The organism is Testudinibacter sp. TW-1 (assembly GCF_050613185.1).
Taxonomy (GTDB): Bacteria; Pseudomonadota; Gammaproteobacteria; order Enterobacterales; family Pasteurellaceae; genus Chelonobacter.
Map to the genome: position 1 here is coordinate 588,062 of NZ_CP192511.1, position 23,123 is coordinate 611,184.

Genomic DNA, 23,123 nt, shown 5'->3' on the forward strand with positions numbered 1-23,123 from the left:
CGCTGACCTGCTCAGTGCCTTTTCTCACCAAACAAGCCCAATTCGATTCTCGATTGCTCGATTTTCGAATACTCAGCTCTTACGTCCTCTCGAACGCTTGAGTTCTCTTCAGTTTTTAGCTTGTGTCCAAATTTTTAAAGAACAAATCGGTTTTCACCGATACGATTCAAAAATATCGTGTTATGGCGTCCCCACGGGGATTCGAACCCCGGTTACCGCCGTGAAAGGGCGATGTCCTAGGCCTCTAGACGATGGGGACCGCGACCATAACACGTTATTCTCAAATCTATCAAACAATCTGTGTGAACACCTATACAAAATCATCAGTCATATATAAGGAGGTGATCCAACCGCAGGTTCCCCTACGGTTACCTTGTTACGACTTCACCCCAGTCATGAATCATACCGTGGTAAACGCCCCCCTTCCGGTTAAGCTATCTACTTCTGGTACAACCCACTCCCATGGTGTGACGGGCGGTGTGTACAAGGCCCGGGAACGTATTCACCGCAACATTCTGATTTGCGATTACTAGCGATTCCGACTTCATGGAGTCGAGTTGCAGACTCCAATCCGGACTACGACGCACTTTAAGAGATTCGCTTAAGCTCGCACTCTCGCCTCCCTCTGTATACGCCATTGTAGCACGTGTGTAGCCCTACTCGTAAGGGCCATGATGACTTGACGTCATCCCCACCTTCCTCCGGTTTGTCACCGGCAGTCTCCTTTGAGTTCCCATCTTTACATGCTGGCAACAAAGGATAAGGGTTGCGCTCGTTGCGGGACTTAACCCAACATTTCACAACACGAGCTGACGACAGCCATGCAGCACCTGTCTCTAAGTTCCCGAAGGCACAAGCTCATCTCTGAGCTCTTCTTAGGATGTCAAGAGTAGGTAAGGTTCTTCGCGTTGCATCGAATTAAACCACATGCTCCACCGCTTGTGCGGGCCCCCGTCAATTCATTTGAGTTTTAACCTTGCGGCCGTACTCCCCAGGCGGTCGATTTAACGCGTTAGCTTCGAGAGCCACCCATACAGGCAACCCCCAAATCGACATCGTTTACAGCGTGGACTACCAGGGTATCTAATCCTGTTTGCTCCCCACGCTTTCGCACATGAGCGTCAGTCTTTGTCCAAGGGGCCGCCTTCGCCTCCGGTATTCCTCCACATCTCTACGCATTTCACCGCTACACGTGGAATTCTACCCCTCTCTACAAAACTCTAGATAAACAGTATGAAATGCTGTTCCCAAGTTAAGCTCGGGGATTTCACATCTCACTTATCTATCCGCCTGCGTGCCCTTTACGCCCAGTTATTCCGATTAACGCTCGCACCCTCCGTATTACCGCGGCTGCTGGCACGGAGTTAGCCGGTGCTTCTTCTGTGACTAACGTCAATTGCTCTGTCTATTAAACAAAACACCTTCCTCATCACCGAAAGAACTTTACAACCCGAAGGCCTTCTTCATTCACGCGGCATGGCTGCGTCAGGGTTCCCCCCATTGCGCAATATTCCCCACTGCTGCCTCCCGTAGGAGTCTGGGCCGTGTCTCAGTCCCAGTGTGACTGGTCATCCTCTCAGACCAGTTAGAGATCGACGGCTTGGTGAGCCTTTACCTCACCAACTACCTAATCTCACTTGGGCTCATCTTATGGCGGGCGGCTCGAAAGTCCCACCCTTTAGTCCTAAGACATTACGCGGTATTAGCTACAGTTTCCCGTAGTTATCCCCCTCCATAAGCCAGATTCCCAAGCATTACTCACCCGTCCGCCGCTCGTCGGCAAGAGAGCAAGCTCTCCCCCGTTACCGCTCGACTTGCATGTGTTAAGCCTGCCGCCAGCGTTCAATCTGAGCCATGATCAAACTCTTCAATTCAAGTTCAATCGCTCAACGAATTTCTGACTATAATGTTGAAACCACAAAAGTTTCAATTATGAATTTACTATCAGCACTCATTAAGACTTTAGTTTTTTAAATCTTTAAATTACCAATGCCTTGCACAAGTGCCCACACAGATTGTCTGATATATTGTTAAAGAACAGTTTCCTTCTTTTCAAGGAAAGGATTGTCATTCTACACAATCCCATTTTTTCGTCAAGCGATTTTTAAACTAACCGCTTCACTTTCACCGACTTGCCACGCCGTTTTGCGTTGTCGCCGTCAGTGGAAGCGCATTATAGGGCGGCAAAATTTTTTGGCAAGATCTTTTTTGCAAAAAGATCGTTATTTTTTGCGTTTGATCTTTTTTTAAACGTTAATTAAAACAAAACGGTTGAAATTTATCCTTTCAACCGTTTTTCTGACTATTTTTGATAATAAAGTGCGGTTACATACCGATCACAACACACTCCGTTACACCCTTGGCTTTTTGCAAGGTGGCATTGGCAGCGGCACGATCGCCAATCGGCCCAATAAAAATACGGTTGAAGGTCGAACTACTGCTGACACGCGCATCAAAACCAGCCATCACCAAACGTGCCTGCAAGTTCTCTGCTTGTTCACGGTTTTTAAATGCGCCACATTGCAAGCCGAATTTCGCAGTTGAAGCCGTTTTCTTGGTTTGCTGCGCTGCGCTGCTTTCTTGTTTTGGTTTTGCCTGTACCACTTCTGCCGGTTTACTTTCTACAGGTTTGGTATTCGTTTGCGCTTTTGGTTTTTCCACCACAACCGGAGGCGCAATCGTGGCATTCGGCTCATTATGCTTCAGTGTTTGTTGCACTTGTGCCTGCACTGCTACATTTTTATCATTTTTTGCGGCTTCTGCGGCTTCGGCATCACGCTCCAACATCTGCAAAATCTTTTTCTGTTCTTCGGTTAAGTTTTGCACTTTATCCAAACTTTTCGGGCTATTATCGATCGGAATTTCACGCGTTTCCAAATCACGAATATAGCTCCACACCTCTTCGGGACGGCTCGGCAAAGTGCTTTTTGGTTTGTTTTCTTCAACTTTATCGACTGTCGCAACCACCGCGCCGCTTTCTGTCGATTTTTCTTTTAATAGATACAAACCAGCCGCAAAAATCGCTACCATTGCAAAAGCAATGCCTAACAGCAGCCCTTTATTCACCTTATTGGCTTTTTTCTTTGATGTCGCTCTGCCCCGAGTGGCATAATCACGCTGAACCACTGAAATTCCCTATTTATTTAAACGTTATCACAATTAAACAGCAATTTTACTTAAAAAAATGTCAAAATCCTAGCCTCTATTTTCTACCTAACTGAAATCCTGCGGATCAATATCCAGCACGCAACGGATGTTTTGATCCAAATTCAACTGCGGTTTATGGCTGGAAAAGACTTGCAGGCAATGCTGCAATACCGCTCTTGAGGGGTGTTGTAACAATAAATGCCATTGGTATTGCCCGGCTTTTTTCGCCTGCAACGCTTCAATCGGTCCGAGAATTTGCAAACTGTCAAGCGGCTGTTTTTGGCTGTAATCTTGAAAGAATGCCGCCACTTGTTGCAGGTACACAACCGCACTTTGGCTGTTTTTACTTTTTACTCGAAATAACGCCTGCGCCGCAAACGGTGGCAAGCCGATACTTTGCCGCTGCTGCAATGCCTTTTTGGCAAATTCGGCATAGCCTTGTTGTAACAGGGTTTGCAGCAGGCTATGTTGTGGAAAATGGGTTTGCAGCACCACTTCGCCGGCTTTGTCACCACGTCCGGCACGCCCCGCCACTTGCACATACAACTGCGCCAAACGTTCTTCGCTGCGGAAATCTTCCGAAAAAAGCGCGCCGTCGATATTCACCATCGCCACCAACGTCACATCGGGAAAATGGTGTCCTTTCGCCAACATTTGCGTGCCGATCAAAATCCGTCGTTGCCGTGTTTTAATCTGTTGCAACCGGGTTTCCATTGCGCCTTTGCGTGCAGTGGTGTCGCGGTCAATCCGTGCAATGCCGTACTCCGGAAATTTCTCCGCCAGCGCGCTTTCCAACTGCTCCGTGCCTACGCCTGCGGTGATCAAATGGGTCGAACCGCACTTCGGACATTGGCGCGGCACTTTCACCTTGCGCTCGCAATGATGGCAAGTCAGACTGTTTTGTTTTTTATGGTAAGTATAAGGGCGTTCGCAGCTCGCACATTCGGCAATCCAACCGCACTCGTGACACAACAAAATCGGTGCGTAACCGCGTCGGTTCAAAAACAGCAACACTTGATTGCCTTTCTCCAAATGTTGGCGCATTAAGTGTAATAATTGCTCGGATAAACCGCGATCCACCCGTTGTTTTTTAAGATCCAACACCCGATGGCTCAAGGCATTGCTGTTCATCGCGCGCTGATTGAGCACCAAATGGCGATATTTGCCGCTCTGCACATTCGCCAAGCTTTCCAAACTGGGCGTGGCACTGCCGAGCACAATCGAAATGCCGTTATTTCGCGCCCGTATCACCGCCAAATCGCGCGCATGATGTCGCCAACTGGAGTCTTGCTGTTTATAGGAAAGATCATGCTCTTCATCAAGAATAATCAAGCCGAGCCGTTGGAATTGGCTGAAAAGTGCGGATCGCGTGCCGACCACCACCGCACTTTCGCCGCTTTGCGCACGCTGCCACGCCAACAAGCGTTGGCTGTCGCTTAAATTGGAATGCAACACATCAATCGGCAGATTGAACCGGTTCTGCACGCTGCGTACCAACTGCGGGGTTAAGCCGATTTCAGGAATCAGCAACAGCACCTGTTTGCCCTCTGCCAACACCTTTTCCATTAAATGCAGATACACTTCGGTTTTGCCCGAACCGGTGACGCCATCCAACAACCACGCTTGAAAACCGTCGCTAAAATTCACTGCACTCACCGCTAAGGCTTGTTGCTTGTTCAGGCGTAATTTATCCGCTTGATTCAGCCAATTTTCATCGGCAAGTGCGGTTTGCCAGCACGTAACGTGATACGGCTGTTGTTGCGCAAGAATCAGCCCTTTTTCCTGTAATGCCGTATAAATCGCACGGGCAAACTCGGTCGAGCCTTGCTCCGTTTCGCCGTTTTGCGCCAATTGCGCTAATGCCTGTCGCTGTTTTTTCGCGCGTTTCAACTCGCCGTTGGCAAGTGCGGTTTGCCCTTGTGCTGTGATTTTCCACACGGCACTGACCGCTCTTTGATTCGCCTCGCCTTGGCGCAATTTGACCGGCAACGCCTGAAACAGCACCTCGCCCAAACCGGTTTGATAATAATTCGCCGCCCATTGCAGCAACGAATATAATTCGTCGCTAAACAGCGATTGCCGATCTAATACCGCCGTAATCGGTTTTAACTGCGCGGCGGCGACCTCGCTCTGTTGCGGAAAGTCGATCACAATTCCAATCCGTTTTTGCCGTCCGAACGGCACCACGACACGGCTGCCAACCGCGAGAATCGCCGAGTCATCAACCAAATAATCAAAATAACGTGCCAAGGGAATTGCCAACGCAACTCGAATCAAACGCATAACGCCATTAAACTCGTGAGATGAATAAAGAACGGTAGTATAGCGGATTTTCGCCGATATTGTCCTGACAATAACGCGCTGACGCGGCTATTGCTTAACCGCACTTAATGCTGTATAATCCGCCGTCTTTAAAACAACTGCGCATTGCGCGTATTATTAACTACATATGGTGTCGGGCACGCTCCCGATAGCGATATGGCTTCAATCTGAGGTTTTCTATGAAACAAGGTATCCACCCTGAATACAAAGAAGTGACTGCAACCTGTTCTTGCGGTAACGTCATCAAAACACGTTCTACTATCGGACGTGACATCAACTTGGACGTGTGCGGCGTGTGCCACCCGTTCTATACTGGTAAACAACGCGTGGTTGACACCGGTGGTCGTGTAGAACGTTTCAACAAACGTTTCAGCATTCCGGGCACGAAATAATCGTTGCTATAACGAAAAAGAAACCGATTTCAGCGATGGAATCGGTTTTTTTATGCGTTATACTGATCGCCCAGACCGCACTTTTATTACAAAGAAGGAAATCCGATGACGACACCGATTCAACAACTGCTCGAGATTATGGCTCAACTGCGTAACCCTAACGGGGGCTGTCCGTGGGATTTGGAACAGGATTACCGCAGCATTGTGCCGTATCTGCTGGAGGAGAGTTACGAAGTAGTGGAAGCGATTCAAACCGAGGATTTTAGCGCATTAAAGGAAGAATTGGGCGATCTGTTGCTGCAAGTGGTGTTTCTCAGCCAGCTTGCCAACGAAGAGCAACGCTTTCAGTTTAACGACGTGGTGGAAACCCTGAGCGAAAAACTGATCCGCCGCCACCCGCATGTGTTCGGCGATATCTCGGCGGACAGCGCCACGGAAGCCTTAAAAAATTGGGAAAATAAAAAAAAGCAAGAGCGTTTGGACAAACAGCAAACCTCATTGCTGGACGATGTGCCGCACGCCTTGCCGGCGTTATTGCGGGCTGAAAAACTGCAAAAACGCGCCAAGAAATTGGGTTATCAACCCACTACCGTTGCACAAACTATCGCCCAAGCCGAACAACAACTGGCAGCAATCAAAAGTGCGGTCGCCACCAATCAAGATCACGCCGCCAAGCTGCTGGCAGAATTGCTGTTCAGCGTCAGCAACCTCTGCCGCCAACTGGAGCTACAAGCCGAAACCTTGCTACGCGACGAAAACAGCCGCTTTGAACAACGGGCGAGGGAATTTGAACAGTCTTCATCAAGCAAACATTTTAAATAATTTAAGGCGATTTTTCGGAGATAATTCAATATAGGAATTGGATTCAAAATACTTAGCCTCCAAGGCTCGGATAAATTCCAATTCCGCCCTTGCTTCTCCATAGTTTAGATTGGTGTATTTGCCATAATTAAATGACAAAATTGTTGCCATATCACCTTCAACAATACAGTGAATGGAAACATAACTATTAATCTCAACCGAAAATGGGCTCAAGACAATTTCATATTTATCTAAGGATTTTTCAAAAAAGACTAGCGTATCATCTGATAGCAACGCCATAAAATCCAAAAGGTTTTTATTAAGCGTTTACCACTTCATCGTAAAAAACTTCATCAATAATTTTTTTGTTCTGACGATATGCCGCTCGCTTTTGATTCGCTAGTTCTCTGATCGCTTCCCTACTGGTTTCAATCAGCGTATCTTGCTGTTTCACTTCGATATAACGAGCTAACAATGCATTTTCCTGTTCTAATGTTAATTGCATAAGCACTCCTTTTTTGCAATTTGTTTACTTATTCTACAACTTAACCGATTCTTACGCGATAACTAAATCTTCTCCAACTTCGCCAAATGCGCAATCAGCCATTTAATCCCTTGATTTTGAAAGGCGATTTGTAAGCGGGTGTTGTTATCGCTGCCTTCAACGTTGATAATCGTGCCGTTGCCGAATTTGGCGTGGTTGACTTTTTGTCCCATTTTCCATTCGCTTTGATTCAACAGGTTAATTCCTGAATGGCTGACCGCACTTTGCGTGAAAGAGCGCGTGACCGTGCCGCGCAGGCGGATTTCGCGGATACAGTCCGGTGGCAGTTCGCTGACAAAACGGGAAACGATGTGGCGTTCTTCTTTGCCGTATAAACGGCGGCTTTCGGCGTAGCTGATGGTCAGTTGCTGCTTGGCGCGGGTGATACCGACATACGCCAAGCGCCGTTCTTCTTCCAAACGACCGCTCTCCTCCAACGCCATGCGGCTGGGGAAAATGCCCTCTTCCATGCCGACGATAAACACGCGCGGAAACTCCAAGCCTTTGGCGGAATGCAGGGTCATCATCTCCACGCTCGGTTGGTGGCGATCCGCCTGCCCCTCGCCGGCTTCAAGCGAAGCGTGGGTTAAAAATGCGGTTAAATCGGTCATCTCGTCCGCTTCGTCCGGCTTGATAAATTCACGGGTGGCGGAAACCAACTCTTCCAAGTTTTCGATCCGCACTTCGCCCTTTTCGCCTTTTTCCTGTTGATACATTTGGTACAAACCGGAATGTTTAATCACAAAATCCGTCTGGGCAAACAGCGGCATCTCACAACTGTCCTGCTCCAGTGCGCTGATTAACTCCATAAAACGCAGCAACGCCGTGGCGGCTCTGCCCGCCAATTTGTTTTCTTCAATCGCCAAATTGGTGGCTTGCCATAACGTGATTTGGCGTTCGCGCGTCAGCTGGCGCAAGGTATCCAACGTACGGTCGCCGATGCCGCGCGGCGGCGTATTCACCACCCGCTCAAAAGCCGCATCATCATTGCGGTTGGCAATCAGGCGTAGATACGCCAAGGCATCTTTGATCTCCTGCCGTTCAAAAAAGCGCATACCGCCGTAAATCCGATATGGAATTTGCGCCTGTAATAACGCCTCTTCCAGCACGCGCGACTGGCTGTTGCTGCGATACAACACCGCACAATCATGGTAATCGCCGCCGTCTTGCTGCCATTGTTTAATCTGCGACACCACAAAACGCGCTTCGTCCAGTTCGTTAAAGGCACAATAGATACCAACCGGCTCGCCCTGATCGCCGTCAGTCCATAAATTTTTACCTAAACGGTCGCTGTTATTGGCAATAAGTTGATTCGCCGCTTGCAAAATATTGCCGGTCGAACGGTAATTTTGTTCCAAACGAATGGTTTGTGCTTGCGGATAGTCCTGTAAGAAACGTTGGATATTTTCAATTTTCGCACCGCGCCAGCCGTAGATCGATTGATCGTCATCGCCGACAATCATCACCTTGCCTTGTTCGCCGGCGAGCAGTTTGATCCACGCATATTGAATGTTGTTGGTGTCTTGAAATTCATCAACCAGAATATGCTGAAAACGCTGTTGATAGCGTTGCAAAATCAGCGGTTTTTTCAGCCACAATTCATAAGCGCGCAGCAGCAATTCGGCAAAATCCACCAAGCCGGCACGATCACAGGCATCTTGATAGATTTGGTAAATCCGAATCCATTCACGTTCGCTACGGTCATTATGATCATCGATTTGGTGCGGACGCAAGCCGTTATCTTTTTGGTGATTAATATACCAACAGGCTTGTTTTGGCGGAAAGTTTTTTTCATCGTAATTGTGCAGTTTCATCAGCCGTTTCAGCAACCGCACTTGGTCTTCCGAGTCTAAAATTTGGAAATCTTGCGGCAGATTGGCATCGGGATAATGGGCGCGCAACAGGCGGTTGGCAATGCTGTGAAACGTGCCGATCCACATACCGAACAGCCCTTGCGACTGCTCGCGTTGCAAAGTTGCGCTGATCCGATGGCGCATTTCCGCAGCGGCTTTATTGGTGAAGGTCACCGCTAAAATCGAGGATTCCGGCGCGTGCTCCACCCCGACCAACCATGCAATACGGTGGGTCAGCACCCGAGTTTTGCCGCTGCCCGCCCCGGCAAGCACCAGATAATTACCCAACGGCGCAGCCACCGCCTCACGCTGTTTGTCGTTCAACCCGTCCAATAATTCTGAAATATCCATTTTGCCGCCGTTCGCTTACGTTTTACTGTTTATTTATACAGCAGAATTATAGCAGGATTTCATATCAGGGAAATGATTTTTTCGGGGAAAGTGCGGTTACTGCAACGCAATACCGCACTTTATATGGTTTTAGTACAAATTATATGGTGAAAGTATAATTATACGTTCTAAGTATAATTTCAGCTAATTTTGACTAACCGATTGATCTAAAATCCATGTTTTAAATGCACTTTCATTGATAGACTGCTTATTTTTAGTATCTCTGGTCAGCAATTCACGATTTTCTAACTTACGTACGCTGCCCTGGATGGATGAGGTTTTCACCTCTGCCACGCCCAATCTACTTGCAAGTTCATGTCGGTTACGTTCGCTATAAAGTGCGGTTTCGCCTTTTGCAATCACTAATAATAATTGCTGATCCAATGCCGTCAATGCTTGCCACACTTTGTGGTAATCGGCACCGGTGCCGCTTTGAGTCAGCTGAATTTCAGTGGCTTGTTCAAGCGTTAATGCGGGGTTAATAATCATTCGTTCAATAATCTGGCGCAAGTACATCGGTGTTTGGTTCAGACGTAGAAAAATTTGATAAAGTGCGGTTTTGTCGATGAATGCTTCTGTTCTCTGCTGGTAAATATCCGCTAAAAAATCGGAAAAATCACGCCCCAACGGTGGAAAATCAATTTGATGCGAAAAGTGAAAAAACGGGGCTTTGCCGTCATTAAACATCACGCGCAAATCATTGGTAGATGAGCCGGTAAAAATCACTTTAATTTTATCGCGATATAAATCTAGCCCTGTTCGTAACGAACCGACCACATTGCTATTATTCACACCGCGCGCCAATTCTTGAATTTCATCGAGCAGTAATAAGGTCGGTTTTTTCTCATCCGCCAAACGCGCGATAATTTGACTGATCGGCTCAGCCGCCGTTTGCTTGTCCAGCTCAACGCCACTGCCGGCAATCGAAATACCTTTGATTTGAGAAAACCAACCTTTCACCTTATTGTTTTTATTTTCAGAAAACAGTTGTAGAGAAGCACGAAAGTCATTATCGCTGTCCATAAAACTGTGATAAAACACTCTGAAACCTTGCATCTCTGCTAGCGGGGCGACGTCATTAAGCAAAAACTGGGTTTTTCCCATTCGGCGCGGTGCAAAAAGCGTGAGCGCATGAAAAATACCCGATTTAAAGTTGGCTAACAGTGTTTCCGCCAATGTCGTGCGGTGAAAATAAAGTGGATCTCGAATCAGCATAAATCCCCCCGGCTGGATAAAATTATACTAAATTATACTCACAATGTATAATTATACAAGTTGAGTATAATTTCAGCTAATTTTACCCGCTTTGCAGAACTAAAACTCAGCTTCAACCGCAAAGGTTATCGGCTCGCCGTTAATCGGATGAGTGACGGTCAGCGATTCGGCGTGCAGGCACAAACGCGGCGCAAGGGCTTTGGCGGCAGGGTGGGCGTAGAATTTATCGCCTAAAATCGGGTGTCCCAATGCCAGCATATGCACGCGCAACTGGTGCGAGCGCCCGGTGATCGGCGTCAGGCGCACCCGTGCGCTGTTGTTCGGGTAGCGCGCCAACACTTCATAATGGGTGACCGCTCTTTTGCCGCGCTCGTAACAGATTTTCTGGCGCGGACGGTTTTCCCAATCGCAAATCAGCGGCAGATTGATAAAACCGCTGTCGGCTTCGGGGTGTCCCCACACCAACGCCTGATAGTGCTTTTTGGTTTCGCGATCGCGGAATTGGCGTTTCAGTTCTTGCTCGGCTTTTTTGCTCAAAGCGAACAGAATAATGCCGCTGGTCGCCATGTCCAAACGGTGCACCGCTTCGGCAAAACCGAATTTTTGCCGCACGCGCGTGGTGGCGCTGTCGAGATATTCCGGGCGGTTGCCCGGTACGGAAAGCAAACCGCTCGGTTTGTTGATCGCGGCAACATAGTTGTCTTGATAGACAATCTCCAGCCACGGCTCGGTCGGTGGATCGTAATGAATCAATGCCATTGTTGTTCCTTGTTGCTATTCCTTATTGCTGACAATCACGCGCAGGCAATCTAAGCGCCAGCTCGCTTGTTGCAACTGTTGCAGCGCTTGCTGTTGCAATTGCTCAAGTGCGGTCACTTCGTCCTGACGGATATTTTTATTCACTGCCTGAAGTGCGGTCAAGCGTTGGTATTCGCCGTTCAGTTGCTGTTCGGCGTTGCGTTTTGCCTCTTCAATCAAGGCGTGCGCTTTGGCGCCGATCAGATTGTCGCCCCGTTGCAACGCATGTTCAACCGCACTTCGCGTCATTTTCACCACTTTGTTCGCCATATTTTTGCCGATTGGCTTGAGTTGTTTTTGTAACGCACTCACCGCCACTTTATCCGACAAATCATTGCCTTTGCTGTCGAGCAACAAGCGAATCGGGGTCGGTGGTAAGAAGCGGGTGAGCTGTAACGCCGGCGGCGCTTGCACTTCCACCACATAAACTAGTTCCAGTAGCAGCGTGCCAGCCGGTAGCGCTTTGTTAATCAGCAACGAGACCGCACTTTTGCCGATGTCGCCGGCGGTAATCAAATCAATGCCGTTGCGGATTATCGGGTGATCCCAGGTCAAAAATTCCAATTCTTCGCGCGCCAATGCCAAGCGGCGATCAAAGGTTACCGTGCTGCCGTCCTCTTTCAAGCCCGGGAAATCCGGCACCAGCATGTGCCCGGTCGGGTGAATGACAATGCTTTTCTCGCCCAAATCTTCCTGCTCCAAGCCGATAATATCAAACAGGCTGAGGCTGAATTGAATCAAATCGGTGCTGGCGTCATCGTTGGCAATCTCGGCGGCAAGCTGTTGTGCGCTTTCGCCGCCGTTGGAATTCAGTTCCAACAAACGATCACGTCCTTGTTCCAACTCAAGTTTCAGTTGCTCGCGCTGTTGGCGCGTGGTTTTAACAAATTGGGCGAAATCGTCGCCGTCTGCTTCGTCGGTTAAAAACGCCTGCAAGCGCACTTTTTGTTGTGCGAAAATCGCCGCCCCCATCGGGCAGGTTTCTTCAAACGCATTCAAGCCGTCGTGGTACCACTGCGCCAACAATTGTTGGCTGCTGTCGGCAAAAAACGGCACATAAATTTGAATATCGTGTTGCTGCCCGATCCGATCCAAACGCCCGATACACTGCTCCAATAAATCGGGATTGGTCGGCAGATTAAACAGCACCAAATTGGACGCGAACTGGAAGTTGCGCCCCTCCGAACCGATGGTCGAACTGAGCAAAATCTGCGCGCCCTCTTCCGCTTGGGCAAAGTAGGCGGCGGCTTTATCGCGCTCAATGATACTCATTTTTTCGTGGAACACCGCGGCGCGAATGCCCTCTTTCTCACGCAAAATTTGCTCCAACTGAATCGCAGTATTGGCGTGCTGGCAAATCAGCAGAATTTTTTCCTCACGCCGATTTTTCAGGAAAGTGATCAACCACTCAATCCTTGGATCAAAATCCCACCACGCCGCACTCGGATTGAGTTTTTGGAACAGCATTTCCGGATAGAACAGCACGTCGGCGGCGACCTCTTCGCCCAACATATTCCACACCTTGAGCGCGTTTTGATACTGCTTCGGCAGTTCCAATTTGATTTGGTGCAAAGTGCGGTTCGGGAAGCCTTTCACCACTTGGCGCGTGTTGCGAAACAGCACGCGGCTTGTGCCGTGACGGTCAATCAGATTGCTGATCAGCTCTTGTCGTGCCGCCGTTTGTTGTTCGCAGGACGATTGCTTGCCGTTGATGATTTTAAACAGCGGCTCAACGTCTTGCTCGGACAATAGCTCGGCAATGCTGTTTTGCTCAACCGCACTTAGCGTGTTGTCATTTAACAGGGTATTGACCGCGTCGGCAACCGGTTGATATTGTTGCTGTTCTTGCACAAATGCGGCGTAATCGTAAAAACGCTCGGGATCGAGCAGTTTCAATCGGGCAAAATGGCTCTCTTGCCCCAATTGTTCCGGCGTGGCGGTCAGCAGCAGCACTGACGGAATCTGTTGCGCCAGCGTTTCGACCAGTTGATATTCACGGCTCGGTTGCGCTTCGCTCCATTGCAAATGGTGCGCTTCATCGACAATCAGCATATCCCAATCGCTTTGGCACAACTGCGCGGCACGTTGCGGCTGTTGCACCAGCCAATCGAGCGAACAGATCACCAACGCTTCGCTATCAAACGGATTTTCTAATGCCGTCTCAACCGCACTTTCATTATTCCGCCGATCAAAATCTTGGCTACGTTCTTCGTCAAACAGCGAAAAATTAAGGTTAAAACGGCGCAGCATTTCCACCAGCCATTGATGTTGCAAGCTTTCCGGCACCAAAATCAGCGCACGCTCCACCTTGCCGCTGAACAGTTGCTGTTGCAAAATCATGCCGGCTTCAATGGTTTTGCCCAAGCCGACTTCGTCCGCCAGCAACACGCGCGGCGCAATCCGATGTCCGACTTGGGTGGCAATGTGCAACTGGTGCGGGATCAAACCGGCACGAATGCCGCGCAGCCCACGCAACGGCGATTGGAACTGTGCCTGTTGATGAACAAGCGCTTGATAACGCAGGTTAAAATGCTCGTTGCGATCAATTTGCGCGGCAAATAACCGCTCTTGCGGCTTGCTGAAAGAGATATTGTGATCCAGCTCCATTTCCCGCAATACCGCACTTTCGCCGTTATCCAAACGAATCCCGTGATAGCTCAACACCCCTTGCTGTTCCGCAATGTGCTCAATCTGCAACTGCCAACCCTCGTGGCTTTTGATTTTATCCCCCGGCGTAAACTGCACGCGCGTTAACGGTGCGGAAGCAAAGGCATACACCCGTTGTTCATTTGCCGCCGGAAACAGCAGGCTGACCGTGCGTTGCTCCACACCGACCACCACACCCAGCCCTAATCCGTTTTCACTTTCGCTGATCCAGCGTTGTCCTATCGCAAATTGTCCTGTCGCAAAGGTTGTCATGTCCGCCTTATTACCCATGTTGTTGCCTGTATTTGAAAGGCGCTGATTATAGAGGAATCCGGCAATTTATTTAACGTTTTTATCAGAAAAATTTCGCTTAGTGATTTTTTAATCTAAAAGAGCGCAATTCCAATGCAAAAGCTGGCGAATATTATCCAAATTTTAGCTAAAATCGGGTTACTTATGTAAAGATGTGATATATAATTTCCAAAAATCATTCGCTTATCTAGGAATCCATTAACGTGAGTATTGTAACTAAAGCCAAAAACGAACTATTTTCCGGTTGGACCCATTTCGAAATCGTCTGGATCGCTCTGTTTTTAAGCATCCAAATCGCCATTTTCGTTATCCAACCCGATTCGATAATCGCTACCATTGCCGCAATCAGCGGCATTTTATGCGTCATCTTTGTCAGTAAGGGCAAAATCAGTAATTATATTTTCGGTTTTATCAGTGTGACTTGCTACGCCTATATTTCCTATACCTTTAAATTATATGGCGAAATGATGCTGAATCTGTTGGTGTATGTGCCGGTGCAATTTATCGGTTTCTATGTATGGCGCCGCCATATGCATATCAAAACCAGTGCACAAACCGACCAATACGAAGAAGTGATCGCCAAGGCATTAACCCTGAAACAGTGGGGAATTGTGATTTCAGCCGCGGTAATCGGAACTTATGCCTACATTCAACTGCTGCACAACTTGGGCAGTGCCTTGCCGGCATTGGACGGCGTAACCGTGGTAGTTTCGATCGTGGCGCAAATTCTGATGGTGTTGCGTTACCGTGAGCAGTGGGTGTTGTGGATTGTGGTCAATCTGCTAACCGTCAGCCTATGGACGGCAATGTGGATTAAAAACGGCGAAACCAGTTTGCCGTTATTGGTGATGTATATCATGTATCTGTGGAACTCGATTTACGGCTACCACAACTGGGCGAGAATGGTCAAAACCCAGCAAACCGCCTAATCACTTCGCTGTGCAGGCGTTATCGTCTGCACACGCTTTCCCCTAAAATTTCAAATAAAAGGCGTTGGTTAACGCAATAAAATCCGGGTGATAGTGATTATCCGCCTGATAAATCACAATTTCACTACGCTCAGTTTGTGCCTGAACCGCACTTCGATCGAATAATCTGAATTCCAGCAAAACCCGCTGCGGCGCTTTGCCCTGCTTGGTGATCACCTCACACCATTTCGCACAGTAAAGTGCGGTCTGCGCGACTTGTTGCTGCAAATGCCGCGCCATTGCATACGGCAACACCCACGCGATTTTGCCGTTAGGATTGAGCATGTTTTGCGCCGCCAACAGCCACGCCAAATGTCCGTTTTCCGCCATGTAACGCGCGGTTTGCCGTTCCGTATTACGGCAATCGACGCCGATATGAAAATACGGCGGATTGGAAATAATCAGGTCAAAGTGCGGTTGCGCCGCTTCCGCATACGCAAACAGATCTTGATTAAGCACGGCAATCTGCTGCGCCCACGGGGATTCGATAACATTTTGCTGCGCTTGTTGCGCCGCCTGCGGATCGAGTTCAAGTGCGGTAATCTGATAGTCTGCGTTTTCTTTTGCCAAACGTTGCGCCAGCATTAATGCCAGCAACCCGCTGCCACAGCCCATATCCAACACCGACCGCACTTGCCCAATCTGCGCCCACGCACCAAGCAAAATGCTATCCGTGCCCACTTTCATCGCACAACGATCATGGGCGACGGTAAACTGTTTGAAACGAAAACATGGCACGGTGATAACAGTTATAAGATTAGGCTCTGCGCCATGTCGTGCCGTTTGCGCCGTCTTCCAACACAATCCCCATTGCCGTCAGTTTATTGCGTGCTTCGTCTGCCGCCGCCCAGTTTTTATCGGCGCGCGCTTGGTTGCGTTGCCGAATCAGGGCTTCGATTTCAGCCACTTCGCCATCGTCGGAACCGGCTTGCAAAAACGCTTCCGGTTGTTGATATAAAATCCCCAATACGTCGCCCAATTCACGCAAACGTGCGGCTAAACCGTCGGCTTGGCTTGGATGTTCCTGTTTGGCTTTATTGACCGCCCTTGCCAGTTCAAACAGCACCGACAATGCATTCGGCGTGTTGAAATCATCGTCCATCGCCTCGTTGAACGCCGCCACAAACGCTTCGCCGCCGCTGGCGACCGCACTTGGATCGGTGTCACGCAACGCGGTGTATAAACGTTCAAGTGCGGTATGCGCCAAGTTCAGGTTCTCTTCGCTGTAATTCAACTGACTGCGGTAGTGGGCGGTCAGCAGGAAATAACGCACACTTTCGCCGTTATAGTGTTTCAGCACCTCACGCACAGTGAAGAAATTGCCAAGCGATTTCGACATTTTCTCTTTGTCGACCATAATCATGCCGGAGTGAATCCAATAATTGACATAATCATCGCCGTGGGCACAGCAGGATTGCGCAATTTCATTTTCGTGGTGCGGGAACATCAAATCCGAGCCACCACCGTGAATATCAAAATGCGCACCTAATTCTTTATGGTTCATCGCCGAACATTCGATATGCCAGCCCGGGCGACCGTTGCCCCACGGTGAAGCCCAACTCGGCTCATTCGGTTTCGACATTTTCCACAGCACAAAATCCATCGGATTCTGCTTAATCGCGGAAATCTCAATGCGTGCGCCGGCTTGCAATTGCTCCAAATCTTGACGTGACAGCAAACCGTATTTGGCAAAACTCGGCACAGAGAACATCACATCGCCGTTATCCGCCACATAAGCATGCCCGCGTTCAATCAGTTTTTGTACAATCGCAATAATTTCCGCAATATGGTGCGTGGCGCGCGGTTCGCTGTTCGGCGCTTGGATATTCAACGCGTTGAAATCATTGTGCATTTCCACCACCATACGATCGACCAACTGCTCGCAACTTTCGTTGTTTTCCAACGCACGCTTGATGATTTTATCGTCCACATCGGTGATGTTACGCACATAATTCAGTTGATAGCCACTGTAGCGCAAATAGCGCGCGATCATGTCAAAACAAACGAAAGTGCGCCCGTGCCCGATATGGCAGTAGTCGTACACGGTCACGCCGCAGACATACATCCCGACTTTATTCGGCTCAATCGGGGTAAACACTTCTTTCTCTCGTTTTAAGGTATTATAAATTTTTAACATGATTTCACTCTCTAGACCGCACTTTGACTTCGTCAGCGGCGGTAATTTGGCTGTTTTTATCGAATTTTTTGTGGAATAATAACGCGACTTTTTATCACCGTTATAGGAAACAATTATGGTAACGCTACACACCAATTTTGGCGACATAAAAATCGCATTAAACACTGAAAAAGCCCCAATTACCAGCGAAAACTTTTTAAATTACTGCAAAAAAGGCTTTTATGACAACACCATTTTCCACCGCGTGATCGACGGCTTTATGATTCAAGGCGGCGGCATGCAAGTCGGCATGAAAGAAAAAGCCACCGACGCGCCGATCCAAAATGAAGCCGGCAACGGGTTAAGCAACAAAAAAGGCACGATTGCCATGGCGCGCACCAACGATCCGCACTCCGCCACAGCACAATTTTTTATCAACGTCGCCGATAATAACTTCTTAGATTACCGCGCCAAAACCCTATACGATCGCGAAGTCGTGCAAGAGTGGGGCTATGCGGTGTTCGGTGAAGTGGTTGAGGGCATGGACGTAGTGGAAAAAATCCGCAAAGTCAAAACCGGCAACCACGGCTTCCACCAAGATGTACCAAAAGAAGATGTGATTATTCAGTCGGTGACGGTTGAGTAAATGGTATTAGCAAGATTAAGTCGGTTAAAACCGGCTGAGATTGCTGATAAACTGACTTCCCTCCCTCCGTATACGGAGGGAGGGAAATTATTCGAGAAAGAGACGTTGTCAGCAGTCTGAGCCAGTTAATGCCAGCTTTTTTCTTGAATAACTCAGAGAATTTAAAATGAAACGTTTTTTCACGTTATTAGTATTAACTACATTATTAACTGCTTGCAGTATTGATGTGCCGTTTGTGCCGCTGATTTAGTTTCTAAGATTGGAAGCCGTCCCAATCTATAAAAGTTAAAAACCATTTAATAAAAAATCTATCGCATTTTTAATGAGCTGTCATTGCGATAGTAAACTCTCCACTTCCTCCCCAGCTTGTTCTACCCCCGCGGATGAAACTGTTGGTGCAGTTTCTTCAACCGCTCTTTGGCGACGTGGGTGTAGATTTGGGTGGTGGAGAGATCGCTGTGTCCGAGCAGCATTTGCACCACCCGTAAATCCGCACCGTGATTGACCAGATGGGTGGCGAAGGCGTGGCGTAACACGTGCGGTGAAAGGGCGTTTTGATCAATTTGCGCCAGCAACGCATAATGTTTAATCCGGTGCCAAAAGGTCTGACGGGTCATCATCGTACCGCGCAAGCTGGGAAACAGCACATCGGAGCGTTGCCCTTTCAACAATAACTGCCGTCCATATAAAATAAACTCTTGAATCCAGTAACTCGCTTCCTCGCCCATCGGGACTAACCGCTCTTTGTTGCCCTTGCCGATCACCCGCACCACGCCTTGATTGAGGCTGATATTGTCCACATTTAAGCTAACCAATTCGGTCACGCGTAAGCCGGTGGCATACAGCAATTCCAACATCGCTTTATCGCGCAATTCCAACGGCTCATCGGTTGTCGGCGCATTGAGCAAATCGGTGACTTGAGCTTCGCTAAGGTATTTCGGCAAACGCGACGGCAGTTTCGGCGAGGTTAAAAGTGCGGTTGGATCATCACTGCGGTATTTTTCGCGGTACAGATATTGGAACAGTTTGCGCAGTGCACTCAACATCCGTGCCGAACTGGTGGCTTTATAGCCTTTGGCAAGCCGTTCGCCAAGAAAGGTTTGCAGGTCGATATGATCGAGGGTTAATAATGTCAGTTGCTGCGCATTCAACCATGTGCAAAGTGCGGTCAAATCCAAACGGTATGAAGCAACGGTATTTTCGGACAAGCCTTTTTCCAGCCAAAGCTCATTGAGGAATAAGTCTGTCAACATAGAGTCTTTCATTTTTTTCCTCAATAATATCCAATGATTAAGCCTATTTTAGAGGGGCGAAAGCCCCTCATACCGGCAATTAATCCTCGCCCCACACCTCTTGCGCAATTTCTTCCACCAACCGCACTTTTGCCCATTGCTGCGCTTCGGTCATCAGGTTGCCCTCTTCGGTGGAGGCAAAACCGCATTGCGGGCTGAGCGCCAGTTGTTCCAAAGGGACATATTGCGCCGCTTGTGCGATGCGATCTTTGATCAGTTGCTTATCTTCCAATTCCGGGAATTTGGAAGTGATTAAGCCCAACACCACCCGCCCTTTATTGCCTTTGAAGTGTTGCAACGGCTCGAAGCCGCCGGAGCGTTCATTGTCATATTCCAAGAAATAACCGTCAAACGTGGTTTGTCCGAACAATTCTTTGGCAATCGGATCGTACGCGCCACTGAGCATATAAGTGGATTTATAGTTGCCGCGGCAAACATGGGTGGTGATTGCCATATCCGCCGGTTTCTGCGCCAACACCGCTTGCACGTTCGCCAATGCAATCGCTTTATTTTGCTCGAAATCGTCCGCATTCGAATCGTTGCACAGATGTCCCCAATAGACATCATCGAACTGTAAATAGCGACAACCCGCTTCATAAAATGCCAACATCGCGTCGATATAGGCTTGTTGCACATCTTTCGCCAATGCTTCTTTCGTCGCATAAATTTCCGGATTGAACACATTTTTGTGCATTAACTGGTTCGGGCTTGGAATGGTGAATTTCACCACCGCACGCCCGTTGACGATACGATTCAGCGATTTGAAATGTTCAAGGAACGGATGTGCTGGATTCCATGACACCTTGCCACAGTTGCGGATATTGTAACGGCGCACTTGCACCCCGTGGAATTGATAAGCCTGCTCCGGTTCATAACCTTCGATTCCGTTTAATCCTTCCAGAAAGTCGATATGCCACCAAGAACGGCGGAATTCCCCGTCGGTAATCACTTGCAGACCAGCGGCAAGCTGCGCTTCAACCAGTTTAGCCACTTCTTGTTCTTCCAAGAGGTTCAATTCGCTGCGGTTAATTTTGCCGGCATTAAAATCAGCACGTGCTTTTTTCCAAGCCTCGCTACGTAAATAACTGCCGACGGTATCGGCGTGTAACGGTAAGGTTTTGTTTGTCATGTTGGTTTCCTTTTTAATGCGAAAAATCAAATACAAAAATCGTGGTAATCCTGCGGATCAACCTGCTGCAAAAATTGTTTGGTGCGCTCCTGTTGCGGGCGGCTGAAAAACACTTTTGCTTCACCCTGCTCCACAATCTTGCCTTGATCGATAAAAATCACCCGATCCGCCACTTCCTGCGCAAAGCGGATTTCGTGGGTGACGATCACCATCGTCCAGCCCTCTTTCGCCAGCCACTTCAAGGTGTGCAACACTTCGTTGACCAGTTCGGGATCGAGGGCGGAAGTCGGTTCGTCCAGCAAAATCACTTCCGGCTGCACTGCCAGCGCCCGTGCGATACCGACCCGTTGCTGCTGCCCGCCGGACAGTTGCGACGGATACAAATCCAGTTTATCGCCTAACCCGACTTTTTCCAACAAGGTTTTGGCTTCCTGCCGTGCTTGGGTCGGGGCTTTTTTCTGCACCACAATCAGCCCTTCCATCACATTTTCAATCACGGTGCGGTGCGGAAACAAATTGTGCTGTTGAAACACCATCGCCGTGCGGCGGCGCAGTTGCAAGGTTTGTTGTTTACTGATTTTCTGGGCAAAATCGATCTGCAAAGTGCGGTCACTGAATGCCAATGTGCCTTGATCCGGCGTTTCCAACAGGTTCAAACAACGTAAAAAGGTGGTTTTGCCCGAGCCGGAAGGGCCGAGAATCGCGATCACTTCGCCTTTTTCCACTTGCAAATCAATCCCTTTCAAAATTTCATTGCCGTGAAACTGTTTATGGATATTTTTAACCTGTAACATGATTTTATCCGTAACGTGAAAAATGTTTTTCCAGTCGCCCTTGTGCCAGCGATAGTACAAAGCAAATCAGCCAATAAATCAACGCCGCTTCACTGTAAATCCACAGGAATTCATAGGTGGTCGAGGCAATATTTTGCGCCTCACGAAACAGTTCGGTGACCAATACGGTGGAAGCCAGCGAGGTGTCTTTCACCAAACTGATAAAGCTGTTCGACAGCGGCGGCACGGAAACGCGCATTGCCTGCGGCATAATGCTGCGACGGAAAGTCTGGGCATAGCTCATACCAATAGAATACGACGCTTCCCATTGCCCTTTCGGAATCGACAAAATCGCCGCACGAATGGTTTCCGAAGCGTAGGCGCCGATATTTAAGGAAAAGGCGATCACCGCCGACGGAAACGGATCAAGCTTGACGCCGATATTCGGCAAACCGTAGAAAATAATAAACAACTGTACCAGCAATGGCGTGCCGCGAATAGCGGAAACATAAATCCGTGCCAGATAATAACCAAGCGAATACAGCGGATTGGTGCGCGGAATCACTCGAATCAGCGCAATAAAGAACGCAATGATCATGCCGAACAAAAACGACAGCAAAGTCAACGGAATGGTATTGGCAATTGCGCCGCGCAACATCGGCCAAAAAGCGTCGATTAACATCGACGCTTGTTGTTCATCTAAAAACGGCAGGGCTGACAACAGATTATTCAGTGACGTCATCGCCGAACCATTGGATTGACAAGGCTTTCAAGCTACCGTCCTGGCGCATTTCGCCCAAAGTGCGGTTGAAATCGGCGACGACTTCATCATTACCTTTTAAGAATACAAAACCTGAGCCGATTTTATTCTCATCTTTAAATGCGATTTTCAAACCGGCGTTCGGTTGTTGTTTCAGGTAATCCAAAATCGCCAACTGCCCGTTTAAGGTGATGTCGGCACGTTTTTGTTTCACCAGCTCCAATGCCGGCGCCATGCCTTCCACCGGCAGGATTTCCGCGCCGTGTTCTTTTGCCAATACATAGTAGCTGCTGTTGATACTTTGCGCCGATTTTTTGCCTTGAATTTGCGCAAGTGCGGTCAGATCGTCCGCATCGGCTGGCGTCACGACCACCGAGCGCTCAAAGTTATACGGCTCGGATAACAGATATTTTTGTTGGCGTTCCGGATTGGTTAAATCGACCTGATTGGCAATAATATCAAAGCGTTTGGCATTCAACCCGGCAAACATCGCGTCCCATTGGGTTTCAAAAAATTCCACTTGCAAACCTAAGCGTTTTGCGACTTCACGCGTCACTTCCACATCAAAACCGGTCAATTTGCCGTCTTTATCGTGAAACGTGAACGGAGGGTAAGTGCCTTCGGTGCCGACACGCAATGTTTTTGTCATCGCCAACGTGTCAGCCAATGTGGTTTCTTTTTTCTCACTGACACCGCTTTGCTGCGCTTGGTCACAGGCACTCAAACCAAACGCCGCAATGGCAAACGCAAAAATTGAAAAGAGCTTTTTGTTTAATTTCATTTTGTTATATCTCTGTTAGTTTTAAAGCAAAAATTCAGGGGCACAGTATAATAGATTGCGCGTAATCCGCCTATACTTACATTTTCTAAGTTATAACTTTTTGCTATAAAAATCGATAGCCCGCGCTAATGCAAAAACCGCTTTATTTCCCCGGCACAACAATTTATACTACGCTTCTAGTGCCAACAAGGAACTAGGACCATGCAAACATCATCTGAACATAACCGCACTTGCCCAC

The 23,123-nt window shown here is 48.5% G+C and carries 20 protein-coding genes, 1 tRNA gene and 1 rRNA gene; 5 read left to right on the forward strand and 17 right to left on the reverse strand.

Going from position 1 to position 23,123, the window contains the following annotated elements; translation table 11 throughout:
• Positions 1-183: 183 nt before the first annotated feature.
• The 4 genes from ACQ31U_RS02865 to priA form a co-directional block, all read right to left on the reverse strand.
• A tRNA-Glu gene (locus tag ACQ31U_RS02865) sits at positions 184-259 on the reverse strand.
• A gap of 75 nt (positions 260-334) precedes the next feature.
• Positions 335-1,874, reverse strand: a 16S ribosomal RNA gene (locus tag ACQ31U_RS02870).
• A gap of 451 nt (positions 1,875-2,325) precedes the next feature.
• Entirely contained in the window at positions 2,326-3,126 is an 801-nt protein-coding gene (gene ftsN, locus ACQ31U_RS02875) for a cell division protein FtsN (RefSeq protein ID WP_431053594.1), read from the reverse strand.
• Between the two features lie 87 nt (positions 3,127-3,213).
• Positions 3,214-5,430, reverse strand: coding sequence for a primosomal protein N' (gene priA, locus ACQ31U_RS02880; protein ID WP_431053595.1), 2,217 nt, complete (start codon positions 5,428-5,430; stop codon positions 3,214-3,216).
• Positions 5,431-5,648: 218 nt separating this feature from the next.
• Here priA and rpmE point away from each other — a divergent pair, with 218 nt between their 5' ends.
• Both rpmE and mazG read left to right on the forward strand, forming a co-directional pair.
• Positions 5,649-5,861, forward strand: a complete 213-nt coding sequence (rpmE, locus tag ACQ31U_RS02885) for a 50S ribosomal protein L31 (RefSeq protein ID WP_431053596.1) — start codon at positions 5,649-5,651, stop codon at positions 5,859-5,861.
• A gap of 105 nt (positions 5,862-5,966) precedes the next feature.
• Complete coding sequence (mazG, locus tag ACQ31U_RS02890) at positions 5,967-6,683, forward strand: nucleoside triphosphate pyrophosphohydrolase (protein ID WP_431053597.1); 717 nt, start codon at positions 5,967-5,969, stop codon at positions 6,681-6,683.
• Here mazG and ACQ31U_RS02895 read toward each other — a convergent pair.
• The 6 genes from ACQ31U_RS02895 to rapA form a co-directional block, all read right to left on the reverse strand.
• Complete coding sequence (locus ACQ31U_RS02895) at positions 6,663-6,962, reverse strand: hypothetical protein (RefSeq protein WP_431053598.1); 300 nt, start codon at positions 6,960-6,962, stop codon at positions 6,663-6,665. The two genes, mazG and ACQ31U_RS02895, sit on opposite strands and share 21 nt — an antisense overlap.
• A 19-nt stretch (positions 6,963-6,981) precedes the next feature.
• Positions 6,982-7,167, reverse strand: a complete 186-nt coding sequence (locus ACQ31U_RS02900; protein ID WP_431053599.1) for a hypothetical protein — start codon at positions 7,165-7,167, stop codon at positions 6,982-6,984.
• A 62-nt stretch (positions 7,168-7,229) separates the two neighbouring features.
• Positions 7,230-9,410, reverse strand: coding sequence for a DNA helicase II (gene uvrD, locus ACQ31U_RS02905; RefSeq protein ID WP_431053600.1), 2,181 nt, complete (start codon positions 9,408-9,410; stop codon positions 7,230-7,232).
• Between the two features lie 183 nt (positions 9,411-9,593).
• A complete protein-coding gene (locus tag ACQ31U_RS02910) occupies positions 9,594-10,664 on the reverse strand; it encodes an ATP-binding protein (RefSeq protein ID WP_431053601.1) in 1,071 nt (356 codons plus the stop codon).
• Between the two features lie 99 nt (positions 10,665-10,763).
• Positions 10,764-11,423 carry a bifunctional tRNA pseudouridine(32) synthase/23S rRNA pseudouridine(746) synthase RluA gene (rluA, locus tag ACQ31U_RS02915; protein WP_431053602.1) on the reverse strand — a complete coding sequence of 220 codons (660 nt, stop codon included), beginning with the start codon at positions 11,421-11,423 and terminating at the stop codon, positions 10,764-10,766.
• A 15-nt stretch (positions 11,424-11,438) separates the two neighbouring features.
• Positions 11,439-14,399, reverse strand: a complete 2,961-nt coding sequence (rapA, locus tag ACQ31U_RS02920) for an RNA polymerase-associated protein RapA (protein ID WP_431053603.1) — start codon at positions 14,397-14,399, stop codon at positions 11,439-11,441.
• Between the two features lie 224 nt (positions 14,400-14,623).
• On the opposite strand from rapA, the gene pnuC reads away from it, so the two are divergent.
• The gene (pnuC, locus tag ACQ31U_RS02925) at positions 14,624-15,349 is read left to right on the forward strand and encodes a nicotinamide riboside transporter PnuC (protein ID WP_431053604.1); all 726 of its coding nucleotides are present in this window, start codon (positions 14,624-14,626) and stop codon (positions 15,347-15,349) included.
• Positions 15,350-15,391: 42 nt separating this feature from the next.
• On the opposite strand, the gene ACQ31U_RS02930 is transcribed toward pnuC, so the two are convergent.
• The gene (locus ACQ31U_RS02930) at positions 15,392-16,126 is read right to left on the reverse strand and encodes a tRNA1(Val) (adenine(37)-N6)-methyltransferase (RefSeq protein WP_431053605.1); all 735 of its coding nucleotides are present in this window, start codon (positions 16,124-16,126) and stop codon (positions 15,392-15,394) included.
• A 19-nt stretch (positions 16,127-16,145) separates the two neighbouring features.
• Complete coding sequence (cysS, locus tag ACQ31U_RS02935) at positions 16,146-17,525, reverse strand: cysteine--tRNA ligase (RefSeq protein ID WP_431053606.1); 1,380 nt, start codon at positions 17,523-17,525, stop codon at positions 16,146-16,148.
• Positions 17,526-17,640: 115 nt separating this feature from the next.
• Here cysS and ACQ31U_RS02940 point away from each other — a divergent pair, with 115 nt between their 5' ends.
• On the forward strand, positions 17,641-18,150 hold the full coding sequence (locus ACQ31U_RS02940) for a peptidylprolyl isomerase (protein ID WP_431053607.1): 510 nt from the start codon (positions 17,641-17,643) through the stop codon (positions 18,148-18,150).
• A gap of 166 nt (positions 18,151-18,316) precedes the next feature.
• A complete protein-coding gene (locus ACQ31U_RS02945) occupies positions 18,317-18,400 on the forward strand; it encodes a lipoprotein (RefSeq protein WP_431054268.1) in 84 nt (27 codons plus the stop codon).
• A 121-nt stretch (positions 18,401-18,521) separates the two neighbouring features.
• Here ACQ31U_RS02945 and xerD read toward each other — a convergent pair whose 3' ends face one another.
• The 5 genes from xerD to ACQ31U_RS02970 form a co-directional block, all read right to left on the reverse strand.
• Entirely contained in the window at positions 18,522-19,415 is an 894-nt protein-coding gene (xerD, locus tag ACQ31U_RS02950) for a site-specific tyrosine recombinase XerD (protein WP_431053608.1), read from the reverse strand.
• A 67-nt stretch (positions 19,416-19,482) separates the two neighbouring features.
• A complete protein-coding gene (locus ACQ31U_RS02955) occupies positions 19,483-20,571 on the reverse strand; it encodes a 5-methyltetrahydropteroyltriglutamate--homocysteine S-methyltransferase (RefSeq protein WP_431053609.1) in 1,089 nt (362 codons plus the stop codon).
• A 26-nt stretch (positions 20,572-20,597) separates the two neighbouring features.
• Positions 20,598-21,365 carry an amino acid ABC transporter ATP-binding protein gene (locus ACQ31U_RS02960; protein ID WP_431053610.1) on the reverse strand — a complete coding sequence of 256 codons (768 nt, stop codon included), beginning with the start codon at positions 21,363-21,365 and terminating at the stop codon, positions 20,598-20,600.
• Positions 21,366-21,369: 4 nt separating this feature from the next.
• Positions 21,370-22,086: an amino acid ABC transporter permease gene (locus ACQ31U_RS02965; protein WP_431053611.1), complete on the reverse strand. Its 717-nt coding sequence runs from the start codon at positions 22,084-22,086 to the stop codon at positions 21,370-21,372.
• On the reverse strand, positions 22,070-22,885 hold the full coding sequence (locus ACQ31U_RS02970; protein ID WP_431053612.1) for an amino acid ABC transporter substrate-binding protein: 816 nt from the start codon (positions 22,883-22,885) through the stop codon (positions 22,070-22,072). The genes ACQ31U_RS02965 and ACQ31U_RS02970 overlap by 17 nt, the downstream gene beginning before the upstream one ends.
• Positions 22,886-23,123 lie beyond the last annotated feature (238 nt).